This window comes from Halorussus sp. MSC15.2, from assembly GCF_010747475.1.
In the GTDB taxonomy this organism is placed as follows: domain Archaea; phylum Halobacteriota; class Halobacteria; order Halobacteriales; family Haladaptataceae; genus Halorussus.
On sequence record NZ_VSLZ01000006.1, the window covers coordinates 1 to 17,811 of the forward strand.

The window sequence follows — 17,811 nt, forward strand, 5'->3', positions numbered from 1 at the left end:
TTGCTGAAGGCGGCGAGCGCAGCGAAGTCTGCGGCGCTTACCGCCGCGGAGTTCGGGCTCGCAGCCGCAAAGTGGGCGCTCGCGACGGGCGCGACGGCCGCCAGCGTGGCAGTCGGTGCGCTAGGCACGGCGCTTACTGCGCTCGGAATCGGCCCGCTCCTCCTACTCATCGGCGCGCTCATCGGTGGACTCGCCATGCTCGCCGACCACTTCGGGCTGATAAATCTCGACCCCATCGTCGCGGGATTCGAGTCGTTGATAGGCACGCTCGGTAGCCTCGTCCCGTCCATCGACCAGATAACTTCGCTCCTCGGCACCCTCACGGGCGTCGGCGGCAAGCCAAAGGGGATGATGGAGTGGGCGCAGATGCTCCTCGGCGTCCTGCTCCCCATCATCCCCATCACGCGGGCCGTCCTGAAGCACTTCGGCCTGCTCGACGACGTGGGCGCGATGCTCGAGAGCGCCGTCGCCGGAGCGATGGGCTTCGTGAACTCCTTGCTCGGCGGCATCAAGCGCCTGATTTCGAACCCGCGGGAGACGCTCGCGGCGTTCGCCGACGCGGGCATCGACTTCGTGAAGACGATGGCTCGGAAGGTAATGATGGCCGGACCAAAGTTCCTCAGGAACGCCATCAGTTCCGCCCTCTCGTCGGTCCTGCCGTTCCTGCCGTCGAGTGACGCCAAGCGAGGTCCGCTGTCGAACCTCACCGGCGCGGGCGCGGCGCTCGTGAAGACGATAGCGAAGGGCATCCTCGGCGCGCCGGGAGCCATCGCGACCGCTATCGGGAGCGCGCTGTCGGGCGCTCTCGGCGGAATCGGAAACGTCGCGCTCTCTATCGGTTCCGAAATCGCCCACGGTATCGCCGACGGTATCTCGGGTGCCGCCGGTGCCATCGGCGGTGCCGTGAAGGGTGCGATGGACGCCGCGAAAGGTGTCGCGGACGCGGCTGGAGGCGCGCTCTCCGGGGCGGCGAGCGCGGTCGGCGGTACCGTCTCCGGGGCGGCGAACGCGGCCAACACCGTCGGGAACGCAGTCGGCGCGGCCGGGCAGGCCGCCGGAAACGTCATCGGGGGCGTCGGCGACACGGTCGGTGGTCTCCTCGGCGGCGGTGGCGGCGGCGCAGGCAAGACCCAGAACAACAACACCCAGATTCACTTCCACGGCGAGGTCCACGACGCACAGAAGGTCGACAAGAAAGTCCGGAAGGCCCAGCGGCAGGCCGTCCAGCAGGCGCAGGGCGGCATCGAGGACGCCCTGTCCATGGGCAAAGACGCCGCGGATTCCTTAATCTGACATGTGTGCAATGTTTCGACCCCAGTTTACGGCATCGGACGACGAGACGACGATGCTCGTCGGCGACGTCACGCTCGAAAACGTGACGAAGGTAAGCGAGCGCGGCGGCCAGCAGGCTCCGACAAAGAAGACCGAGAAGGGTTTCTCGTACGGGACCTCTGTCGGGCCCGAGCCCATCTCGGCCACGTTCGAGGCCGTCGTCGCCCCCGAGAAGTACGCGCAACTCGCTGACATCCGTAACGCCGACGAGCCGTTTCCGGTCACGGTCGGGTTCGTCTCGCTCGGCAAGTGCAAGCTAGACGACCTCCAAATAGACCAGCAGGCGTCCACGACCAGCCACTACTCGGTTCGCATCTCCGTCACCCAGATACGGGAGGCCAGAACGAGAACCACGACGCTGGTCATCGACTCGACCGACGGAAGCGGTGACGGGTCGGTGTTCACCGGTGACTCCGGTGCCGCCGACCCGTCGCTGGCGCGCTCGAACAAGAAGTCGCTGTGGGGGGACGTGAGCGTCACGGACACCGTCAACGACATCGCCGACGCAATTGGGTTCTAATGACTGTAGAAACGATTCCGATTCCGACCGAGAAGGCGAAGCGCAAGGAGCCGATTCGGCTCGAGACGACCGAACTCGACGCGTGGCCCGGCCACCGATTCGAGATTCGGTTCGACTGGAACGGACAACTCGACCGATGGGTCCTTCGACTCACTCACGTCGAGACCGGCCGGGAGTTCGTGCGGGCACCCGCCTGCCTCATGCGTGAGTACGCGCTCGACCCGTACGTCACCTTCGTGTTGTTCGACCCGGCGAATCAGGCCGAACGGGTGACGCCCGAGAACCTCGGTGACGGGGTCGAACTCGGCGTCTTCCCGGGACCCGGAGGTGGTAGCTGATGGTCTGGAAGCAGTACCGACGAGTGGACGTCGGCGACCTCTCCATCGAGGACCTCGACACCGAGATTACTGTCGAGATGAGCAAGGACGGCGAACTCTCGTTCGACGTGAGCGTCTGGAACCTCACCGAGGACTCTTGGAGCCAGATTCAGAAGGGCGACGACTGTCGTATCGTCCTCGGCTGGAAGCAGGGGCCGACCAAGAGCGTGATTCAGGGCGTCGTCCAGAAGCGAACCAAGGAAGTCGACGGTAACGACGTGCGGTTCCGGCTGAAAGGCACGGACGAGACCGACGAGCGGACCAAGAAGCGACTCTCGAAGACGTGGCGGGGCAAGAGCCCGGACCGAATCGCCACGCACATCGCGGGAATGATAGGTCTCACGACCGGTGAGGTGGAGTCCGTCGGTTCGGTCATCGACAGTAACTGGGCCGTCTCGAAGGACAGGCCCGTCCGCTACTGGCTCGACCAGCTAGTCGAGGAGGCCCAGAAGCGGTCTGACACGGCGTGGGAGTGGTTCGTCGAGGCCGGGAAGCTCTACTTCGTCACCAAGGACGGTCGCAAAGAGCAGACGGTCGAACTCTCGTTCGACAACTCGCTGGTCAGCATCGGCGAGTCTGACGGCGAGTCCAACGCCGAGGGAAGCGGTCTGCAGTTCGAAGCGCTGTGCGAACCGCGCCTCCGGCGCGGAAGTACCGTCGTCGTCAACACCGACGCGTACGAGGGTGCCTACGCGCTGAAGAAGTACAAATTCGTCTCGGACACCGAGACCGGAGACCACTACGTCGAAGGCCGACTCGCGCCGCTCGACGTCGAGTACACGATACGATGAACGTAGAGACACTATCCACGATACCCTGTCCGGCCTGTGACGGCGTCGCGCACGCGACGGAAGCAGACCAGTGGGGCATGATCGAAGGCTGGCGGTGCCGTACCTGTCAGGGTCGAATCGCGAACGACGGCGGGCGCCGGACGTTCGACGTTACGACGCTGACACCGGGCACCGAGTTCTGCCTCGAATCGCTGTCCGAGCAGGTCGAGACGGTTACCGGCATCGAGTCCCCGCGCGTGGTTTCCGTGGGCGAATCGGACGGACGCTACCGCGTCGTACCCGGAGGAGGCCGATGAGTGACATCCCGGCGCTCGTTCGCGAGTACGTCACCGAGGAGCTTCGGGGCGTCTACACCGTCTCGATGGTCGTCGTCGAGTCGGTTCAGGAGGAGGCCCGGCGGTGTACGGTGAGCCTCAAGCGCGACGACAACGTCATCGTGGACGATGTTCCCATCGCCTCGGTGTTCGCGTCAACCCGGAAGACGCCGGACGGCGAGAAGAGCTACGGCCAGATAGTCCCCATCCAGCAGGGCGACGAGGGATTCGTCCTCCACACCAAAGAGCCGCTGGAGGACCTGCTCGTCCAGCGCGGCCATCAGGACATCGGCTACACCCAGCGGCAGTTCGCACCGGAGGACGCCGTGTTCTTCCCCTGCGTGTGGAACGAGCAGGACACCCTCCCCGACCACGATTCAGACGAGTATCTGGTCGCACACGCAGACAGCGTCCTTCGAATCAAATCCGACGGCACAGTACGGCTCGCTGACGAGAACGGCCAGCAGTTCACGATAGACCCCGCCGCAAACGAGACGACTATCTCGCATCCCGCGGGGCCGACGCTTCGAGTCGGTGCCGACGGCATCGACGTCGAGGGACAGGTCACTATCGGCGACCCGAACTCGACCACGTCGGTCGCGGTGCAGAACCACACGCACGACGTGACGTTGAGCGACGGCACGACCACGACCACTTCATCGCCGAACGAGACCGGTACAGACACGCAGATATCCTGACGGCACTGCCCGTCCGAAAACAAACATATATGGAATACAACCTTTGGTGAGTCAGATGGCACAATTCGGGAAAACGCTGGCGCTCGAATCGAACGGTGACCTCGAGGTCAACGAACTGAACACGCTCAGTTGGGTTCGCGGCCCCGAAGCCGTGGTACAAGACCTGAAAGTCACGCTGGCGACGAGACAGGGCGAAGACCCGTTCGACCCGGACCACGGACTCGACACGTTCGCCGCAACCGGTACCGCCGAGTCGCGGTTGAAACTCGAGATTGTGCAGACGCTCAACCGCGACGACCGAGTCAACAAAGTCGACGAGGTGAGGATAGACCGCGACCCCGACAGCCGAAAAACGTCCGCGACAGTACAGGTTACGCTCGTGGACGGTAGCCAGCACGTGTTCGAGGTGGCACAATGAGTTACGGAGTCCAGAACGACGGCACGTTCGAGCGAAAGCATATTGACGACGTACAAGATAGTCTGGTGAACAAACTGCAGCAGGAGGCGGGTGAGAACATCGACCTTGCCCAGTCCTCGCCGGTCAAACAACTACTGGACACGGTGGCGCTCGAAGTCGCCGGTCTCTGGGAGGCCGCCGAGGAGAACTACTACGCGAGTTACTACGAGGACGCGTTCGGCACGCAACTCGACAACCTGCTGTCGCTCGCCGGGATGTCGCGCATCCCGCGACGGTCGGCGACCGGCGAGGTCAAATTCTACTCGAACCCCAAGAACAGCACGGACAAGACCATCCCCAAGGGGACCGAGGTGACGACTCCGTCGACCGACCAGGCACCTCCGATTCCTTTCAAGACGGTCGAGGAGGCGACGCTTTCGGGCACGAACAAGGACACGAGCACGTCAGTTCTGGTCCCCATCGAGGCGAAGAAGCCGTGGGAGACCGAGGTAGACGAGGAGTGGCTAGGCGAGAAGACGAACGTCGCGTCCGATACCATCACCGAACTCACGGAACCAATCTCGGGCGTCGACAGGGTGACGAATCCGGAGCCGACCGGCAAGCCCGACAAGTTCGTCGAGGGCCGGGACCGCGAGACCGACGCGGAGTTCAAACTCCGCTACGAGAACACCTTCGCTAAGTCCGGCGACGCGACGATGGACGCCGTCCGGTCGGAGATATTCAACGCGGCCTCGGACATCGAGAACGTTCACATCGAGGAGAACGTCACGATGAACGACAACACCGACTCGGGGGGACTGCCGCCCAAGTCGTTCCGGGCGACGGTCCACGGCGGGACTGCCGACAAAATCGCACAGGCCATCTTCGACTCGCGTCCCGCCGGTATCCGGTCGTACGGCAACGAGTCGGGGACCGCCGAGACGACCGACGGCGTGACGAAGACCGAGCAGTTCCAACGCGCCTCGCAGGTGAACGTCTACGCCGACGTCACCGTCACCACGACGGACACGTTCCCCGGCGACGGAGCGACCCGGATTCGGGACAACATCATCCACTACGTCGGGGGTACCGACAGCAGTGACCTGGCGTTCCCCGGGACGGGTATCGGCGAGGACGTCGTCTACGATCAGGTGTTCGCCGCAATCATGAGCGTGACCGGCATCCGCGAGGTGGACCTGACGCTCGGCACCAGCGACGCTCCCACCGGCACCTCGAACGTGTCGGTCGGACAGACGAAGGTCGCGCGAACCGACGCGAACTGGCTCGACGTGACGGTGAGTTAACATGGACGGGACGCCACGCGAACGTCTCGGACGCAATCTCAAGAGCCCGTACCCCCACGACGAAGGGACCTTCTGGAACGACCTGTTCGACACCCTCGGCGCCGAACTCGAAGACCTCGAAGCGGCCAACACCGAAGTGCTAGACTCGAAGGTCATCGATATCGCCACGGGCGAACAACTCGACAAACTCGGCGAACTGGTCAAGACCAAGCGCAAGAGCGAAGAGTCGGACGAACACTACCGCGCTCGGCTCAAGGTCCAACTTCGGCGGTTCTTGAGCGGGGCGACGCGCGACCAGATAAAGGAGACGGCCGCCATCCTGCTCAACACCGACACCGACCAGATTACCATCGAGGAGGACTTCGCGGTCGAACCCGGCCGATTCGTGGTCCGGGTCTGGCAGAGCGACCTCGACTCGTCCGGCGTGAGCGACACCGAGTTCAGGACGTTCGTCGACCAGGTTCGTAGCGCCGGCGTCCGGACCGTCGAGCAAGTCCGCGGGACGTTCGTCTGCCGGTCCGAGCAGAACTTTCTGGACGGCGTGAACGACCCGGAGAAAGGGTACAGAGACCCGGACGATAGCTACGAGAACGGTACCTACGCCGGAATCATCTGAACATGAGCCAGCACGAACGACGCAACACAACAGCAGACGAACCGACCGAGGCGGCTACCGACGAATCCACCCCGGTAGCGGCCGACGAACCGACCACCGACGAACCGACGGCGGACGACGCCAAGTCGTTCGACCCCGACGCCGAAGGGAAAGCCGAGGCCAAGCGCCTGCTGAAGGCGGTCGAGGCCGACACCGAGCGCGCTCGCGCCGAGGCGGCGCTCGCCCGCAAGCGCGAGGGAGTCGAACGACTGAACCGACAGCTAGCCGACGCGAAACAGCGCCGCCAGCAGACGCGCGAACGCATCGAAGCGATGGAGTACACCGTCGAACGCCTCGAAGCCGCCGACGCCGACCAGCTAGTCGTGCAGCGTCTCGAAGGCGGCGTCTCGCTGGGCGTTCCCGCCGACGAGCGCGAGGAGGTTCGTGAGGACCTCCGCGAGCGCACCCAGCATCTCGAACAGCAACTCGAAACCGTCGACGCCGCATCGAGGCCCTCGAACGCGGCCTGCGGAAAGACCGCATCGCACTCGACTACCTGCAGAATCACACGGACCTGGTGACTGACCAATGACTACTAACGCGATAAATCGAGAATCGTACGTCTGGCAGGACAAAGGAACGCCGCCGGCAAAGGGAGACGAGATATACGTCGCGGGCGACCAGCCCGTCGCCGCCTACGACAACTGGGCGATGTGGGCCGTCACGACCGACATCAAGCGCCTCGACGCTAGGCTCGCTGACCACGCGCACTTCCACGAGGCCGGAGCGGAGGACCCAATCGACCTCGACGGCCTCAGCATCGGGAAAAAATCCTCCGAGACCATCGCCGAGACGTCGTCGCCCGCGTCGTTCACGTTCTCGGGGTCCGAGAAACGCGACCTCCACGTGAAGACCGTCGTGACACTGTCGAACGCCAGCGGCTCGTCGACGACCGAGGACGTCACCGTCGCGCTGTACGACGGGACCGACGCTACCGGGTCGCTCATCGCCTCCCAGACCAAGAGCGTGACCATCGCCGACGGGTCGTCGAGTACGGTGACGTTCCTCCACCAGAACGAGAAACTCGACGACGGCGACCACTACGTCGAGATTACGACGTCGGGAACCGCACTCTCGGTCGACCAGACCGTCGAGCACGTGCTCAGTTGCCAGTACGTCTTTCAGAAGTCGGCGACCGGCGACCTCCAGTTCACGGACCATCACGGCACGGTCTACGCCGAGCGAGACGGTGCCAGCGGCTACTGGACGACGTTCACGGGGTTCGACACCAACGTCGACTTCCTGTTCAATTCGCTGGAGAAAGTGGGCGACGTCAACGCCGACAACGTTCGCGGCCGGAACGAGGAACTCGGAATCCGAACTAAAGGGAGTGGCACCGCGCAGGTCACGCTCTACGACGAGAACGGCGGACAGGATATCGCACGCGCTCGCGAGGGCGGCGAGTTCGAGGTCCCCAACGGCCCGCTCTCGGTCGGCGCCGACGTTCGGACAACCGGCGGTACCACGGTCTGGGACGCCGCGAACGGCTACGTCCCACAGGGGAGTCTCGAAAACGACGCCCTGAGCGTCAGCTACGGCAGTCACCTCTCGGGTGACGGGTCGGTCGCGCTCGGCGGCACGCTGAACCTGTCGGTGGACGACGACTTCGTCCAGAACTCCGGCGACACGATGGCTGGCACCCTCGACATGGGCGGCAACGACCTCGCCGACGGCGGAACGACCGTCTGGGACGCCGCGAACGGGTACGTCCCCGAATCGTCGCTCCAGACGCTGTCGAACGCGGCGCTCTCGAACAGCGCCATCTCAACGAGCTTCGGCAGGCACCTCTCTGGCGACGGGTCGGTCGCACTCGGCGGCACGCTGAACCTGTCGGTGGACGACGACTTCGTCCAGAACTCCGGCGATGCCATGACCGGCAACCTCGACATGGGAAGCAACGCAACGCAGTACGGCGACTTCGAGGTCCGCGAGAACAGCACTACCAACGCTCTGGAGTTCAACTACACCGCCTAGCAATGTCTCTCGCAGCAGTCTGGTCGTTCGACGGGACGCTGGCCGACGAGAGCGGCAACGGCAACGACGGCTCCGGGTCGGTCAGCTACACTGCTGGCAAGCGCGGACAGGCGCTCGTCGGCGACGGCTCCACGGTGACCGTTCCGGTCTCGTCGTCCATCGAGAACGTCTTCACCGGCGACGAACTCACCGTCTCGGTCTGGTGGAAGCAGACTAGCCACACCGACAGCGACGACTGGGGGGACATCCTCGAATACACCGACGTCGACGGGGCTTCCCGCCGCCTCGAACGCGGCGACGCCAACGCTAGTAGTGAAGCGGACTTCTGGTGTAACTTCGGCGAGGCCTCCAACCGGATATCCGCGACCGGACTGGGCGTGGGGAGCGGCGAGTGGTTCCACCTCGTCGTCCGGCGCACCTCGTCCGAGCGGAGCGCGTGGGTGAACGGTTCGAAGGTCGTCTCTGAGTCCGTCTCGGGGTCGGTCGTCGGCATCGACGCGAGCAACGACCTCCGCATCAATTACCACGCGTCCGGGAGCGACGTCGGCGAGACTCGACTGTACGACCGCGCGCTCTCGGAGCAGGAGATACAACAGCTCAGTCGCGCACCCGTCGGCCAGTGGAAGCTCAACGGGACGGCGACCGACAACACTGTATACGGCAACGACGGCACGGTGTACAACGGTGCCGCCCCGACGGACGACACCGTCCTCAACCGCAAGTGCTACACCTTCGACGGGAGCGACGACCACGTCGAGGTACCATACGACGACGCGTTCGACGTGACCGAGGAGCTCACGATGAGCGCGTGGGTCCGCTCGGACGTAGACCCCGACCAGACCGCCGACAACGACTGGCGGGGCATCTGTAGTCGGGTGAGTTCGCCGTACCGCCTGCTGCTGGAGGAGGGTGGAAAGTTCTCCGGGAGCGTCTACGTCGGTGGTACCCGACTAAAAATCGACGCGCCGTCGAGTTACTTCAGCGTCGGGGCGTGGCACCACGTCGTCTACACTCACGTCGCAACGACCGGCGAAGCCGAAATCTACGTCGACGGCGAACTCGCCAACTCGAAGACGTTCACCACGACGGGGACCATCGACACGAACACCAGCCACTGGCAGATTTCCGAGGACGGGACCCACTGGAACGGCGAAATCAGCGACGTTCGCCTGTACGCGACCGCGCTCTCGAGCGAAGCGGTCCGTCAACTCTACGAAAACCGCGCGACGCTCGACGACCGCGGGAGCCTCTACGGACACGAACTGGTAGAACGCCCGGTTCGCCGGGGAGCAGACTGCGCGAGATACGTCTCGGTCGGCAGTACCGCCGAGGTGGCCGCTCTCCGCGACGGAACCGACGTGTACGTCAACAGCGCGAAACGGACGACCCTGAACGCACAGGGCACGGCCTCGCTGTCGGTGTCCGACGGAGACATCGTCTCGGCGGACGAACCGCTCTACTCCGGGAATCAGGTTCCGGGCGTCCCCGTCGGCTGGGAGGGAACTCGGTTCGCGTGGCGGAACAACCGGCACGGACCGATAACTGCCCACGTCTACGCGACTCGCAACGATGCGACGGTCGAAGTCTACCAGACGTCGAACGACCCGGACAACCCTGCTACGACGACGACCGTCGCGGCCCACGCTCACGTCACCGTCTCGACCGGCGACGACGACGACCAGTGGATACTCGAAAGCGACGAACCCGTGGTCGTCTTCCTCGAACCGGGCGCCGACTACCGGCCGCTCTATCCCGCGAACACCGAGATTACCGGCGTCCCCGGCGGTGGCATGCGCGTCGTCGCCGTCGAGGACTCCACGTCGGTCACTGCCTACGCGTCGGACGGGTCCTCCAGTTCGACCACGCTGAACCGCGGCGAGTACTGGAGGCCCTACAGCAACAGCCAGTACGACGGCGTCGCGGTGAATCTGGTCGCGGACGGACCCGTCACCTGCGGGACGCAGGCCGACGGTGACGGCAGTGACATGACGACGTTCTTCGGTCGGCGCGGATTCGCCACCGAGTACGTCCTGCCGGTCGGCGCGGAGTTCGTCACGTTCGCGGGTCTCGAAGAGAACGCGACCGTGGACGTGTACGACCCGTCTGGGTCGAGTCTCGATAGCAAGACGGTCGGCGGCGGGTCGAGTTCGAACGACGACGTGCCGACCTACCTCCAGATAGACGAGGGCAACGTCTCGTACGCGCTGGACGCCGGGACGAAGTTCGTCTGTTCAGCCCCGCAATGGGCGATGTTCGAGAACCGCACGAGTAACGACGAGACGACGTTCTTCGGGTCGTCGCCCGGCGAGAATCACTACATCGCCCCTACGCGCCTGCCGACCGCCGAGGGCGTCGTCGAGGCCGAGGCGTTCGACGAGACCCAGTTCGGCCCTTCGACGGCACTGGCCCGCGACCGCCCCGACGGCCTCGAAATCGGTGGTGAGTTGCATGAACTGTAACGGAGGTCGGCCGTGACGCTCGTCACCCAGTGGACGTTCGACGGCGACCTGCGGGACCGCTCGGGGTACGACCACCACCTCTCCGGGTCGGTGACGTACGCCGAGGGCAAGACCGGGCGGGCGCTCGTCAGCGCGGGCAACGCGCTCGACGTACCCATGACGAGCGAGATAGAAGGCGTCTTCTCCGGCAACGAACTGACCGTTGCGGCCCGACTGCGCATCGACGAGTCGAGCAAGCAGTGGAACGACGTCCTCCGGTACGACGACGAGACGGGACAGGAGCGCCGACTGGAACGGGGCGACGCCGACGCGAACACCGGCCGCGCCGACTACTGTAACAACGTCGGCTTCGCGGACACTACCACGAAACTGTCCGACCACAACGTCGGCCCGGCCGGCGAGTGGTACTCGCTCGTCGTCCGCCGCCTCCCGGACCGGGTCGAGGTCTGGATAGACGGGACGAAAGTGGACGCCGGGAGCGTTTCGGGTTCGATTCCGACGATTTCCGGCGGACTGCGGATTGACGAGGAGGACAACGACACCCGCATCGACGAGATTCGGCTGTACGACCACGCCGTCTCGACCGCCGAAATTCAGCGATTCGCCCGCGGCGCGGTGGGTCGCTGGAAGTGTTCGGACCTCGTGGAACCCATCGACAACATCTACGACTCCGAGAATCTCGGCTCGCAGTGGACCATCGTGACCCACGGAAACGGGACCGCGACGCTCTCGGCCACGGACGACGACACCGCACCTAGCGCGCCCGAGAGTACGACGAAACTCGTCGCGGAGAAAGAGACTACGGGCGACGACCCCGACACCAGCGGCGGCGACAAGGTGTGGCACGGAGACTACAAGAAGGGCGCGGACAGCGTCACCGCTTCTGCGGGTGACACGTTCACCTTCTCGGGGTGGTACCGCTTAACCGACTCCACGGGAGACCCGCGAAACCTCAGATGTGACCTCTACGCGACCGACGAGTCGTGGAACAACTACTCGACCGATGGCACGGTTCGATTGGAAGCCGACAGCACGTGGCATCGCTTCGAGAACACGGTCGAACTCACCGAAGACAAGGAGGTCACGCCGTCGTGGCAGTGGAGCTACGACTACGGCTACCAGAAACTGGAACTGTGCGGACTACAGGTCCAGTACGCCACGGCACCGTCCGACGAGTTCGTGCAGGGAAAGGGGTCCCGTCCGGGAACCGCCCCCGACAGCACCGGTCACGGCCACGACGGCGACCCGACCGGAGTCGCGCAGGCCGAGGGGAGCGCCCTCGGGCGGACCTGCGCGTCGTTCGACGGCCATGACGACGAGATTGTCCTCCCCTCGCTCGGCGTGTCGGGCGACCGGTCGCTGACGCTGACGGCGTGGCTCCGCGTAGATGCGGACGCCGGGACGAACAACAACGTCTTCGGGTTCGGCGGCCGCAACGGAGGTGACACCTTCTCTCTGCGGACCGACGGTGACGGGGCGTTCAAATTCTACTTCTGGGACGACGACCTCGTCGCGACCACGTCGAACTACTACGGGTCGTGGGTCCACGTCGCCGCCCGGTACGACGCCGACGCCGGGGAACGCACGGTGTTCGTGGACGGCCAGCAGGTCGCCTCGGACGCGCCCGCGACGCCGAACTTCGTGGACGCCGACTACAGCATCGGCGGCTTCAACGGAGAGGCGTTCGATGGAATGCTCGCGGACGTGCGCCTGTACGCGACCGCGCTGTCGACCGACGAGATACGCCACGTCCACGAGAATCGCGCGCGCCTCGACCACAACGGAACGCTCCACGCTCACGAGTTCGTGGAGTTCGACGAGCGACTGATGGTCGAGGACGAGACGTTCACGTGCGACCAGCACGACCGCAGCGCTCTCGGCACGGTCACGCCGAGAGACACTGACGCCAGCGACTGGGAAGAGGGAGACGACACGCTCGGCAATATTGCCATCGTCGGCGAAGCCGAGATAACCGACACCACCTACGTTCCGGCGTCGTTCGAGTACACGAAGGTGAACGACGACGAGGGGTTCACCACCTCGTGGTCCGGCGGCGTCGTCTCGCCCGAGGGCTGGCAGACCGGCTGGAACGAGTTCTACGTCCCGGTCAGCGACGCCGACTACCTGAGTCCGGCGAGCGCGCCGTGGGAGAACATGGACCGGCTACAGCTCTACCGAACGGGACCGAACGCGGGCGACTCGAACCAGACCATCCGGTTACGCGACCTTCGGCTGGTGAAGACCCCCGACGCCGCGGACTCGGGCGCGCTCGCAGTCGACGCTGACGGTGTGGTGACCGCCGTCGAGTTCGACGAGACGACGGCGCTGAGTGGCTCGACGGTCGCCGAAGACGCTCCGACGCGACTCTCCGTCGGCCGACTGGACGAGTGCTGAACCGCTTTCTGACGTTTTACGAGACACGACAATGACACGCAAACGACGACACGAACGCGAGGACGCCGAGCGCCGCGGGGCCCAGTCACGGCTTCGCTCCGTCGCAGACCACTTCCACGGACGAACCGGGACACTGTTCGACCGGGCAACCGCCGTGGCGGACGTGGCGGCGGCTATCGGCGTCGAGGAGGCACAGGCCAGCGAATACGTCGGCCGCGTCGCCGGCGACCGGGTAGACCCCGTGGTCGCCGTTCCGACCGAGACCGGTACCTTCGTCGGCGTCCTCGACTATCACGAGGGCGACGGCTGGTACGGCTACACCGACTATCACGACCTGCGAGGCCCGCACCGTCGCGGGGTTTGCGCCCGGTGCGTCCGCGAGGCGGTCGGTGACGCCGAACCATACGCCGTGACCATCGACGTGGACCGGCCGTGGGAGGACCTCGGACGTGACCTCGAAACCCACTTCAGGACCGCTCATCCGAGCGTCGAGACGGGGTCGGTGCCCGTCGAGACTGGTGCGGTTCTGCGCTCGCGCACGACGGTCGGCGGGAATCGGGTGTGGCACACCGGCAACGACGGTACTGGCTCCGGCTTCGAAGCCGTGGCGGTCGATGGCCTCGACGGAGCGACGCTGAACCGTCGGCACACGAGCGACGTCGGTCGGCACCTCGACCGGAACCGTCTCGGCCTGAAGCTGTGGTACCGCTTCGACCTCGGGACGGGCGGTAGCGTCTCGGACTTCTCCCAGCACGGCGCGACTGGAAACAGGAAGGGAACGACGTGGACGTCCGGTCGCACCGGGAGCGCGCTGTCGTTCGACGGGAGCGACGACCGGGTCGCGGTCAACGACAACCTCGTGTACAATCAGTCCGGCGAACTCGACAACTTCACCGTGATGTGCTGGATGAAGACGACCAGTAGTGCCGAGATGTCTCTCGTCGCGTGGGACCGCAGCGAGTACTACCGGTTCGGTATGGATAGCGGCGGCCCGGCACTGAAGTTGACCAACGAGGGGGACTGGACGTACGACCACACGCCCGGCGGGTCGATAAACGACGGAAGTTGGCACCACGTCGCCGCAAGGTACGACCACGAGACGGGGGACTCGACGCTGTACGTGGACGGGTCACAGTTCGCTCAGACCTCGGCGTTCGGCGACGGCACGTCTATCGGGACAGGGGCGACGCGGTACGGCATGGTCGGCGTCGGGTCGGAGGCGTCGTCGCCTGACTCCGACCGGAACAGCAACTACTTCTCCGGAACGATAGACGAGGTACGTGTCTACCATCGCGCACTCTCGGGGAACGAGATTCAGGACATCTATCGGGGGGTCGCGTGATGGACGCCGACGCGCTTCGACGGGTCGCTGACTGGTTTCACGACCGGGAAGGCACCTTTCGTCCGCGAACCGGGGCGGTGTCCGCCATCGCGCGTAAACTCGACGTGGACGCGACGAGGGCGAGCAAACTGGTCGCCGGCCTGACTGGCGACGACGTGGACCCCGTAATAGCGGTCCGCACGCACGAAGAGACGTTCGTCGGAATCCTCGACTACCGTGAAGGCGATGGCTGGTACGGTTACACCGACTACCACGACCTGCGAGGCCCGCACCGCCGCGGCGTCTGCGCTCAGTGCGTCCACGAGGCGACGACCGACGAGGATGTTCGCACCGTCACCACCACGAATGAGGACTGGGACGCTCTCGAAGCGGAACTCGGCGACCACTACGAGCGGGCACATCCGGACGTCGCGCCCGAAACTGTCAACGTCGAGACGGGCGCAATTCTGCGCTCGCGCACGACCGTCGGTGGGAACCGGGTGTGGCACACCGGAAACGACGGTGCCGGGTCGGGATTCGGCGCGGCCAGCGTCGATGGCCTCGACGGGGCGACGCTGAACCGCCGCCACTCCAGCGACGTGGACCGCCACCTCGACCTGAACCGACTCGGACTCCGGGCGTGGTATCGATTCGACCGCGGTTCGGGCGGGACGCTGTACGACTACGTGAACGTCGGTAGCAACCGAAACGGCGAACTCCGCGGTCCTACGTGGGTCTCGGGGCGAAACGGCGGGTCAGCGCTCTCGTTCGACGGGAGCGATGATTACGTGGCTCTCCGGGACTCTTACGCGACGAGCGGCGCACTCGACGAGTTCACCGTCTGTGTGTGGTATCGGTCCAGCGCGTCGAGTCCGACCTGGTCGTTCTACGACTTCGACCGCTCGGAGTACTTCCAGTTCGGCTTCGACAGCGGGGGCGGTGGCGACATCCAATTCGCCACGACGGACCCGGGTAACTCGCAGGACGACATGTACACGTCCGGAACCTCGTGGAACGACGGAAGCTGGCACCTCGCCTGCGCAGTGTACGACGGGACGGACAAGTACATCTACGTGGACGGGTCCGTGGAAGGGGGCAAGTCCGGCCCGCACAACGGAGCGGCTATCGGCACGGGGGTGACTCGGTACGGCTACGTCGGTGCCGGCTCCGAGTCGAACTCGTTCGACGGTAACCGGAACAACAACAACTTCGAGGGCGACATCGACGAGGTTCGGTTCTACACGCGAGCGCTCTCGGGTAGCGAAATACGGGCCATCTACGACGGCGTCGCGTGACCCCCGACGAAAACTGGTATTATATCGACACCTCCTACGAGTGTAATGCAGGTGATACGTAAGCTCCGCCTGCGGACGGTCCTCGGCGAGTCTGCGACACCACGTTACTCACGACAGGAGCGATAGTATGGACCAAACTCGACTCCGAAACGCCACCGACGCGGCCAGCGTCACTATCGACAGGTTGGTCGTCACGTCGTGGTACGACGGTCACGGCGTCGCCGGAGATTACAGTCACAACGTAACTGTCACTCTCACGAACGGGTGGCACTCGTTCCGCGTTCGATACGAGGAAGGCAGTCGTGGCGACGGTGTTTCGGTCGCGTGGCAGACGCCGAGTGACTCCTCCTACTCGGTCATACATCACTCAGTTCAGAATCGGTCAGACGTAACATGACGCAACTCGACGCATCAAAAGTACTCGAACGAGCTGAATCGGAGCGCAAACACGTCCGGTCGTTGCTGCGAGACGCGGCGACCGTATTCCACGAGCGGGAAGGCGAGCTGTTCCCCCGGTCGGACGCCGTCTCGCTACTGGCGGAGGAACTCGACGTGACCCGCGACACCGCCGACAGAGCGGTGAGCGGTCTCGTCGGCGACACCGTCGACCCGGTCGTACAGCTGTCGGCTGACGGCGAACACACCGTCGGCGTCATCGACTACCACGAACACGAGTTCTGGTACGGCTACACCGACTATCACGACGTGTTCGGACGGCGTAAGAAGGGCGTTTGCGGCCAGTGCGTTCGGGAGGCCGCCACCGACAACGAGGTGACGTACGTCGCCGAGGGCGAAGGCCGGCTCACCGACGGCGCGAGTTGGGACGACATCGAAGCACAACTCACGACGCACTTCGAGCGCGCCCATCCCGGAGTCGAGGCCGTCGACGTCCAGACGGGCGCGACCCTCGCCTCCGGTTCGACCATCGCTGGCAACGCCATCATCCACGCTGGCAACGCCTCTTCGAAGGCGAACGCCGACATGGTGGACGGGATGCACGCCAGCGACCTCGCACCGACCCACGACGACGGCTCTACGAAGTGCCACATCGTCGCTACCGAGCGGTTCGGTGCCGAAGGGTCCTCGACCACGAACACCAGTTACGCGACCATCGCAGGCTCGGACCTGACGTTCAACCCCGACGACTACAGGGACGCCGACGGGAACCTCTACTGTCGTTTCTACGCCCACCTCAAACACGGCAACAACTCCGGGACGACGTACGCTCGAATGTACCGCCAGAACGCCGCAAGCGCGGTTTCGGGCACGCAGGTGTCCGTGAGCGCGAGCGACGGCTGGGGAAAAGGTGACTCCGGCTGGGTCAACTTCGGTGACTCTGGCTACGAGTCGTACCACGTTCAGCTCAAATCGAGCGACGGCGAGCCCGTCTCGTACAACTCCATCATCCTCCAACTGGGGGTGCCAGCCTAATGACCACAGACGTAATCATAGAAGACGCGACGCCAGAAGAAGTCGACGAACTCGCTGACGACGGCGAGTGGTACCTCTCGCCCGCGATGCCCCGAGAGGTCCAACGAGTCGCGCAGGCGATGTCCGACGCCGGCGAAGACGACGAAAGCATCGGGCAACTGGTCCGCCACCACTTCAAGGACTACGGCGAGGACCGGGGGCTCGGCCTGTTGCTAATCCGCCACTCCGAGGAGCCCGGCATCTATGGTGCGATCGCGCTCGTTCCCAACACGGAGTACTTCACCGACCTCAACGACCACGACTTCCTCGTCGTGGACGACTACCAGTGTCACGTCCGGTCCTACGAAGTCCCCGATGCCCCAGAGTTCCTCGACGTGCTAGACGAGGAGCTCCTCAAACGCGGCTGGATGGAAATCGTCGTAAGTGAGAAGCTCACGTCGTTCGAGGATGCTATCTCCGAGCACGACCAATTCCATTCCAACGGCGTTTCCGTAGAGTGGGAGCTGGCCGAATCCAACCGTTCGACCCTGTACTACTGGAGCCAATAAC

General features: G+C 64.7%; 16 protein-coding genes and 1 pseudogene. All 17 read left to right on the forward strand.

Annotated elements, in window-relative coordinates; genetic code table 11:
- Positions 1-1,293: pseudogene (locus tag FXF75_RS18155) on the forward strand (hypothetical protein); the annotation flags it as partial.
- A gap of 10 nt (positions 1,294-1,303) precedes the next feature.
- Positions 1,304-1,852 carry a phage baseplate protein gene (locus FXF75_RS18160; protein ID WP_163523269.1) on the forward strand — a complete coding sequence of 183 codons (549 nt, stop codon included), beginning with the start codon at positions 1,304-1,306 and terminating at the stop codon, positions 1,850-1,852.
- Positions 1,852-2,190: a phage baseplate plug protein gene (locus FXF75_RS18165; protein WP_163523270.1), complete on the forward strand. Its 339-nt coding sequence runs from the start codon at positions 1,852-1,854 to the stop codon at positions 2,188-2,190. Before FXF75_RS18160 ends, FXF75_RS18165 begins: the two co-directional genes overlap by 1 nt.
- Positions 2,190-3,020 (forward strand): hypothetical protein, encoded by an 831-nt coding sequence (locus FXF75_RS18170; RefSeq protein WP_163523271.1) that lies wholly within the window; start codon positions 2,190-2,192, stop codon positions 3,018-3,020. Before FXF75_RS18165 ends, FXF75_RS18170 begins: the two co-directional genes overlap by 1 nt.
- A complete protein-coding gene (locus FXF75_RS18175) occupies positions 3,017-3,316 on the forward strand; it encodes a hypothetical protein (protein WP_163523272.1) in 300 nt (99 codons plus the stop codon). The genes FXF75_RS18170 and FXF75_RS18175 overlap by 4 nt, the downstream gene beginning before the upstream one ends.
- Entirely contained in the window at positions 3,313-4,032 is a 720-nt protein-coding gene (locus tag FXF75_RS18180) for a hypothetical protein (protein ID WP_163523273.1), read from the forward strand. Before FXF75_RS18175 ends, FXF75_RS18180 begins: the two co-directional genes overlap by 4 nt.
- 55 nt (positions 4,033-4,087) lie before the next feature.
- A complete protein-coding gene (locus FXF75_RS18185) occupies positions 4,088-4,450 on the forward strand; it encodes a GPW/gp25 family protein (protein WP_163523274.1) in 363 nt (120 codons plus the stop codon).
- Complete coding sequence (locus FXF75_RS18190; RefSeq protein WP_163523275.1) at positions 4,447-5,733, forward strand: baseplate J/gp47 family protein; 1,287 nt, start codon at positions 4,447-4,449, stop codon at positions 5,731-5,733. The genes FXF75_RS18185 and FXF75_RS18190 overlap by 4 nt, the downstream gene beginning before the upstream one ends.
- Position 5,734: 1 nt before the next feature.
- The gene (locus FXF75_RS18195) at positions 5,735-6,349 is read left to right on the forward strand and encodes a hypothetical protein (protein WP_163523276.1); all 615 of its coding nucleotides are present in this window, start codon (positions 5,735-5,737) and stop codon (positions 6,347-6,349) included.
- A 2-nt stretch (positions 6,350-6,351) separates the two neighbouring features.
- On the forward strand, positions 6,352-6,909 hold the full coding sequence (locus FXF75_RS18200; RefSeq protein WP_163523278.1) for a hypothetical protein: 558 nt from the start codon (positions 6,352-6,354) through the stop codon (positions 6,907-6,909).
- 7 nt (positions 6,910-6,916) lie between these two features.
- Positions 6,917-8,362, forward strand: a complete 1,446-nt coding sequence (locus FXF75_RS18205) for a hypothetical protein (protein WP_163523279.1) — start codon at positions 6,917-6,919, stop codon at positions 8,360-8,362.
- Between the two features lie 2 nt (positions 8,363-8,364).
- Entirely contained in the window at positions 8,365-10,821 is a 2,457-nt protein-coding gene (locus FXF75_RS18210) for a LamG domain-containing protein (protein ID WP_163523280.1), read from the forward strand.
- A 12-nt stretch (positions 10,822-10,833) separates the two neighbouring features.
- Entirely contained in the window at positions 10,834-13,215 is a 2,382-nt protein-coding gene (locus FXF75_RS18215; protein WP_163523282.1) for a LamG-like jellyroll fold domain-containing protein, read from the forward strand.
- A gap of 31 nt (positions 13,216-13,246) precedes the next feature.
- On the forward strand, positions 13,247-14,557 hold the full coding sequence (locus FXF75_RS18220; RefSeq protein WP_163523284.1) for a LamG domain-containing protein: 1,311 nt from the start codon (positions 13,247-13,249) through the stop codon (positions 14,555-14,557).
- Entirely contained in the window at positions 14,557-15,831 is a 1,275-nt protein-coding gene (locus tag FXF75_RS18225; RefSeq protein ID WP_163523286.1) for a LamG domain-containing protein, read from the forward strand. The genes FXF75_RS18220 and FXF75_RS18225 overlap by 1 nt, the downstream gene beginning before the upstream one ends.
- A gap of 393 nt (positions 15,832-16,224) precedes the next feature.
- The gene (locus FXF75_RS18230; RefSeq protein WP_163523287.1) at positions 16,225-17,262 is read left to right on the forward strand and encodes a hypothetical protein; all 1,038 of its coding nucleotides are present in this window, start codon (positions 16,225-16,227) and stop codon (positions 17,260-17,262) included.
- Entirely contained in the window at positions 17,262-17,810 is a 549-nt protein-coding gene (locus FXF75_RS18235) for an iron-containing alcohol dehydrogenase (protein WP_163523289.1), read from the forward strand. Before FXF75_RS18230 ends, FXF75_RS18235 begins: the two co-directional genes overlap by 1 nt.
- The last annotated feature ends 1 nt before the right edge of the window (position 17,811 follow it).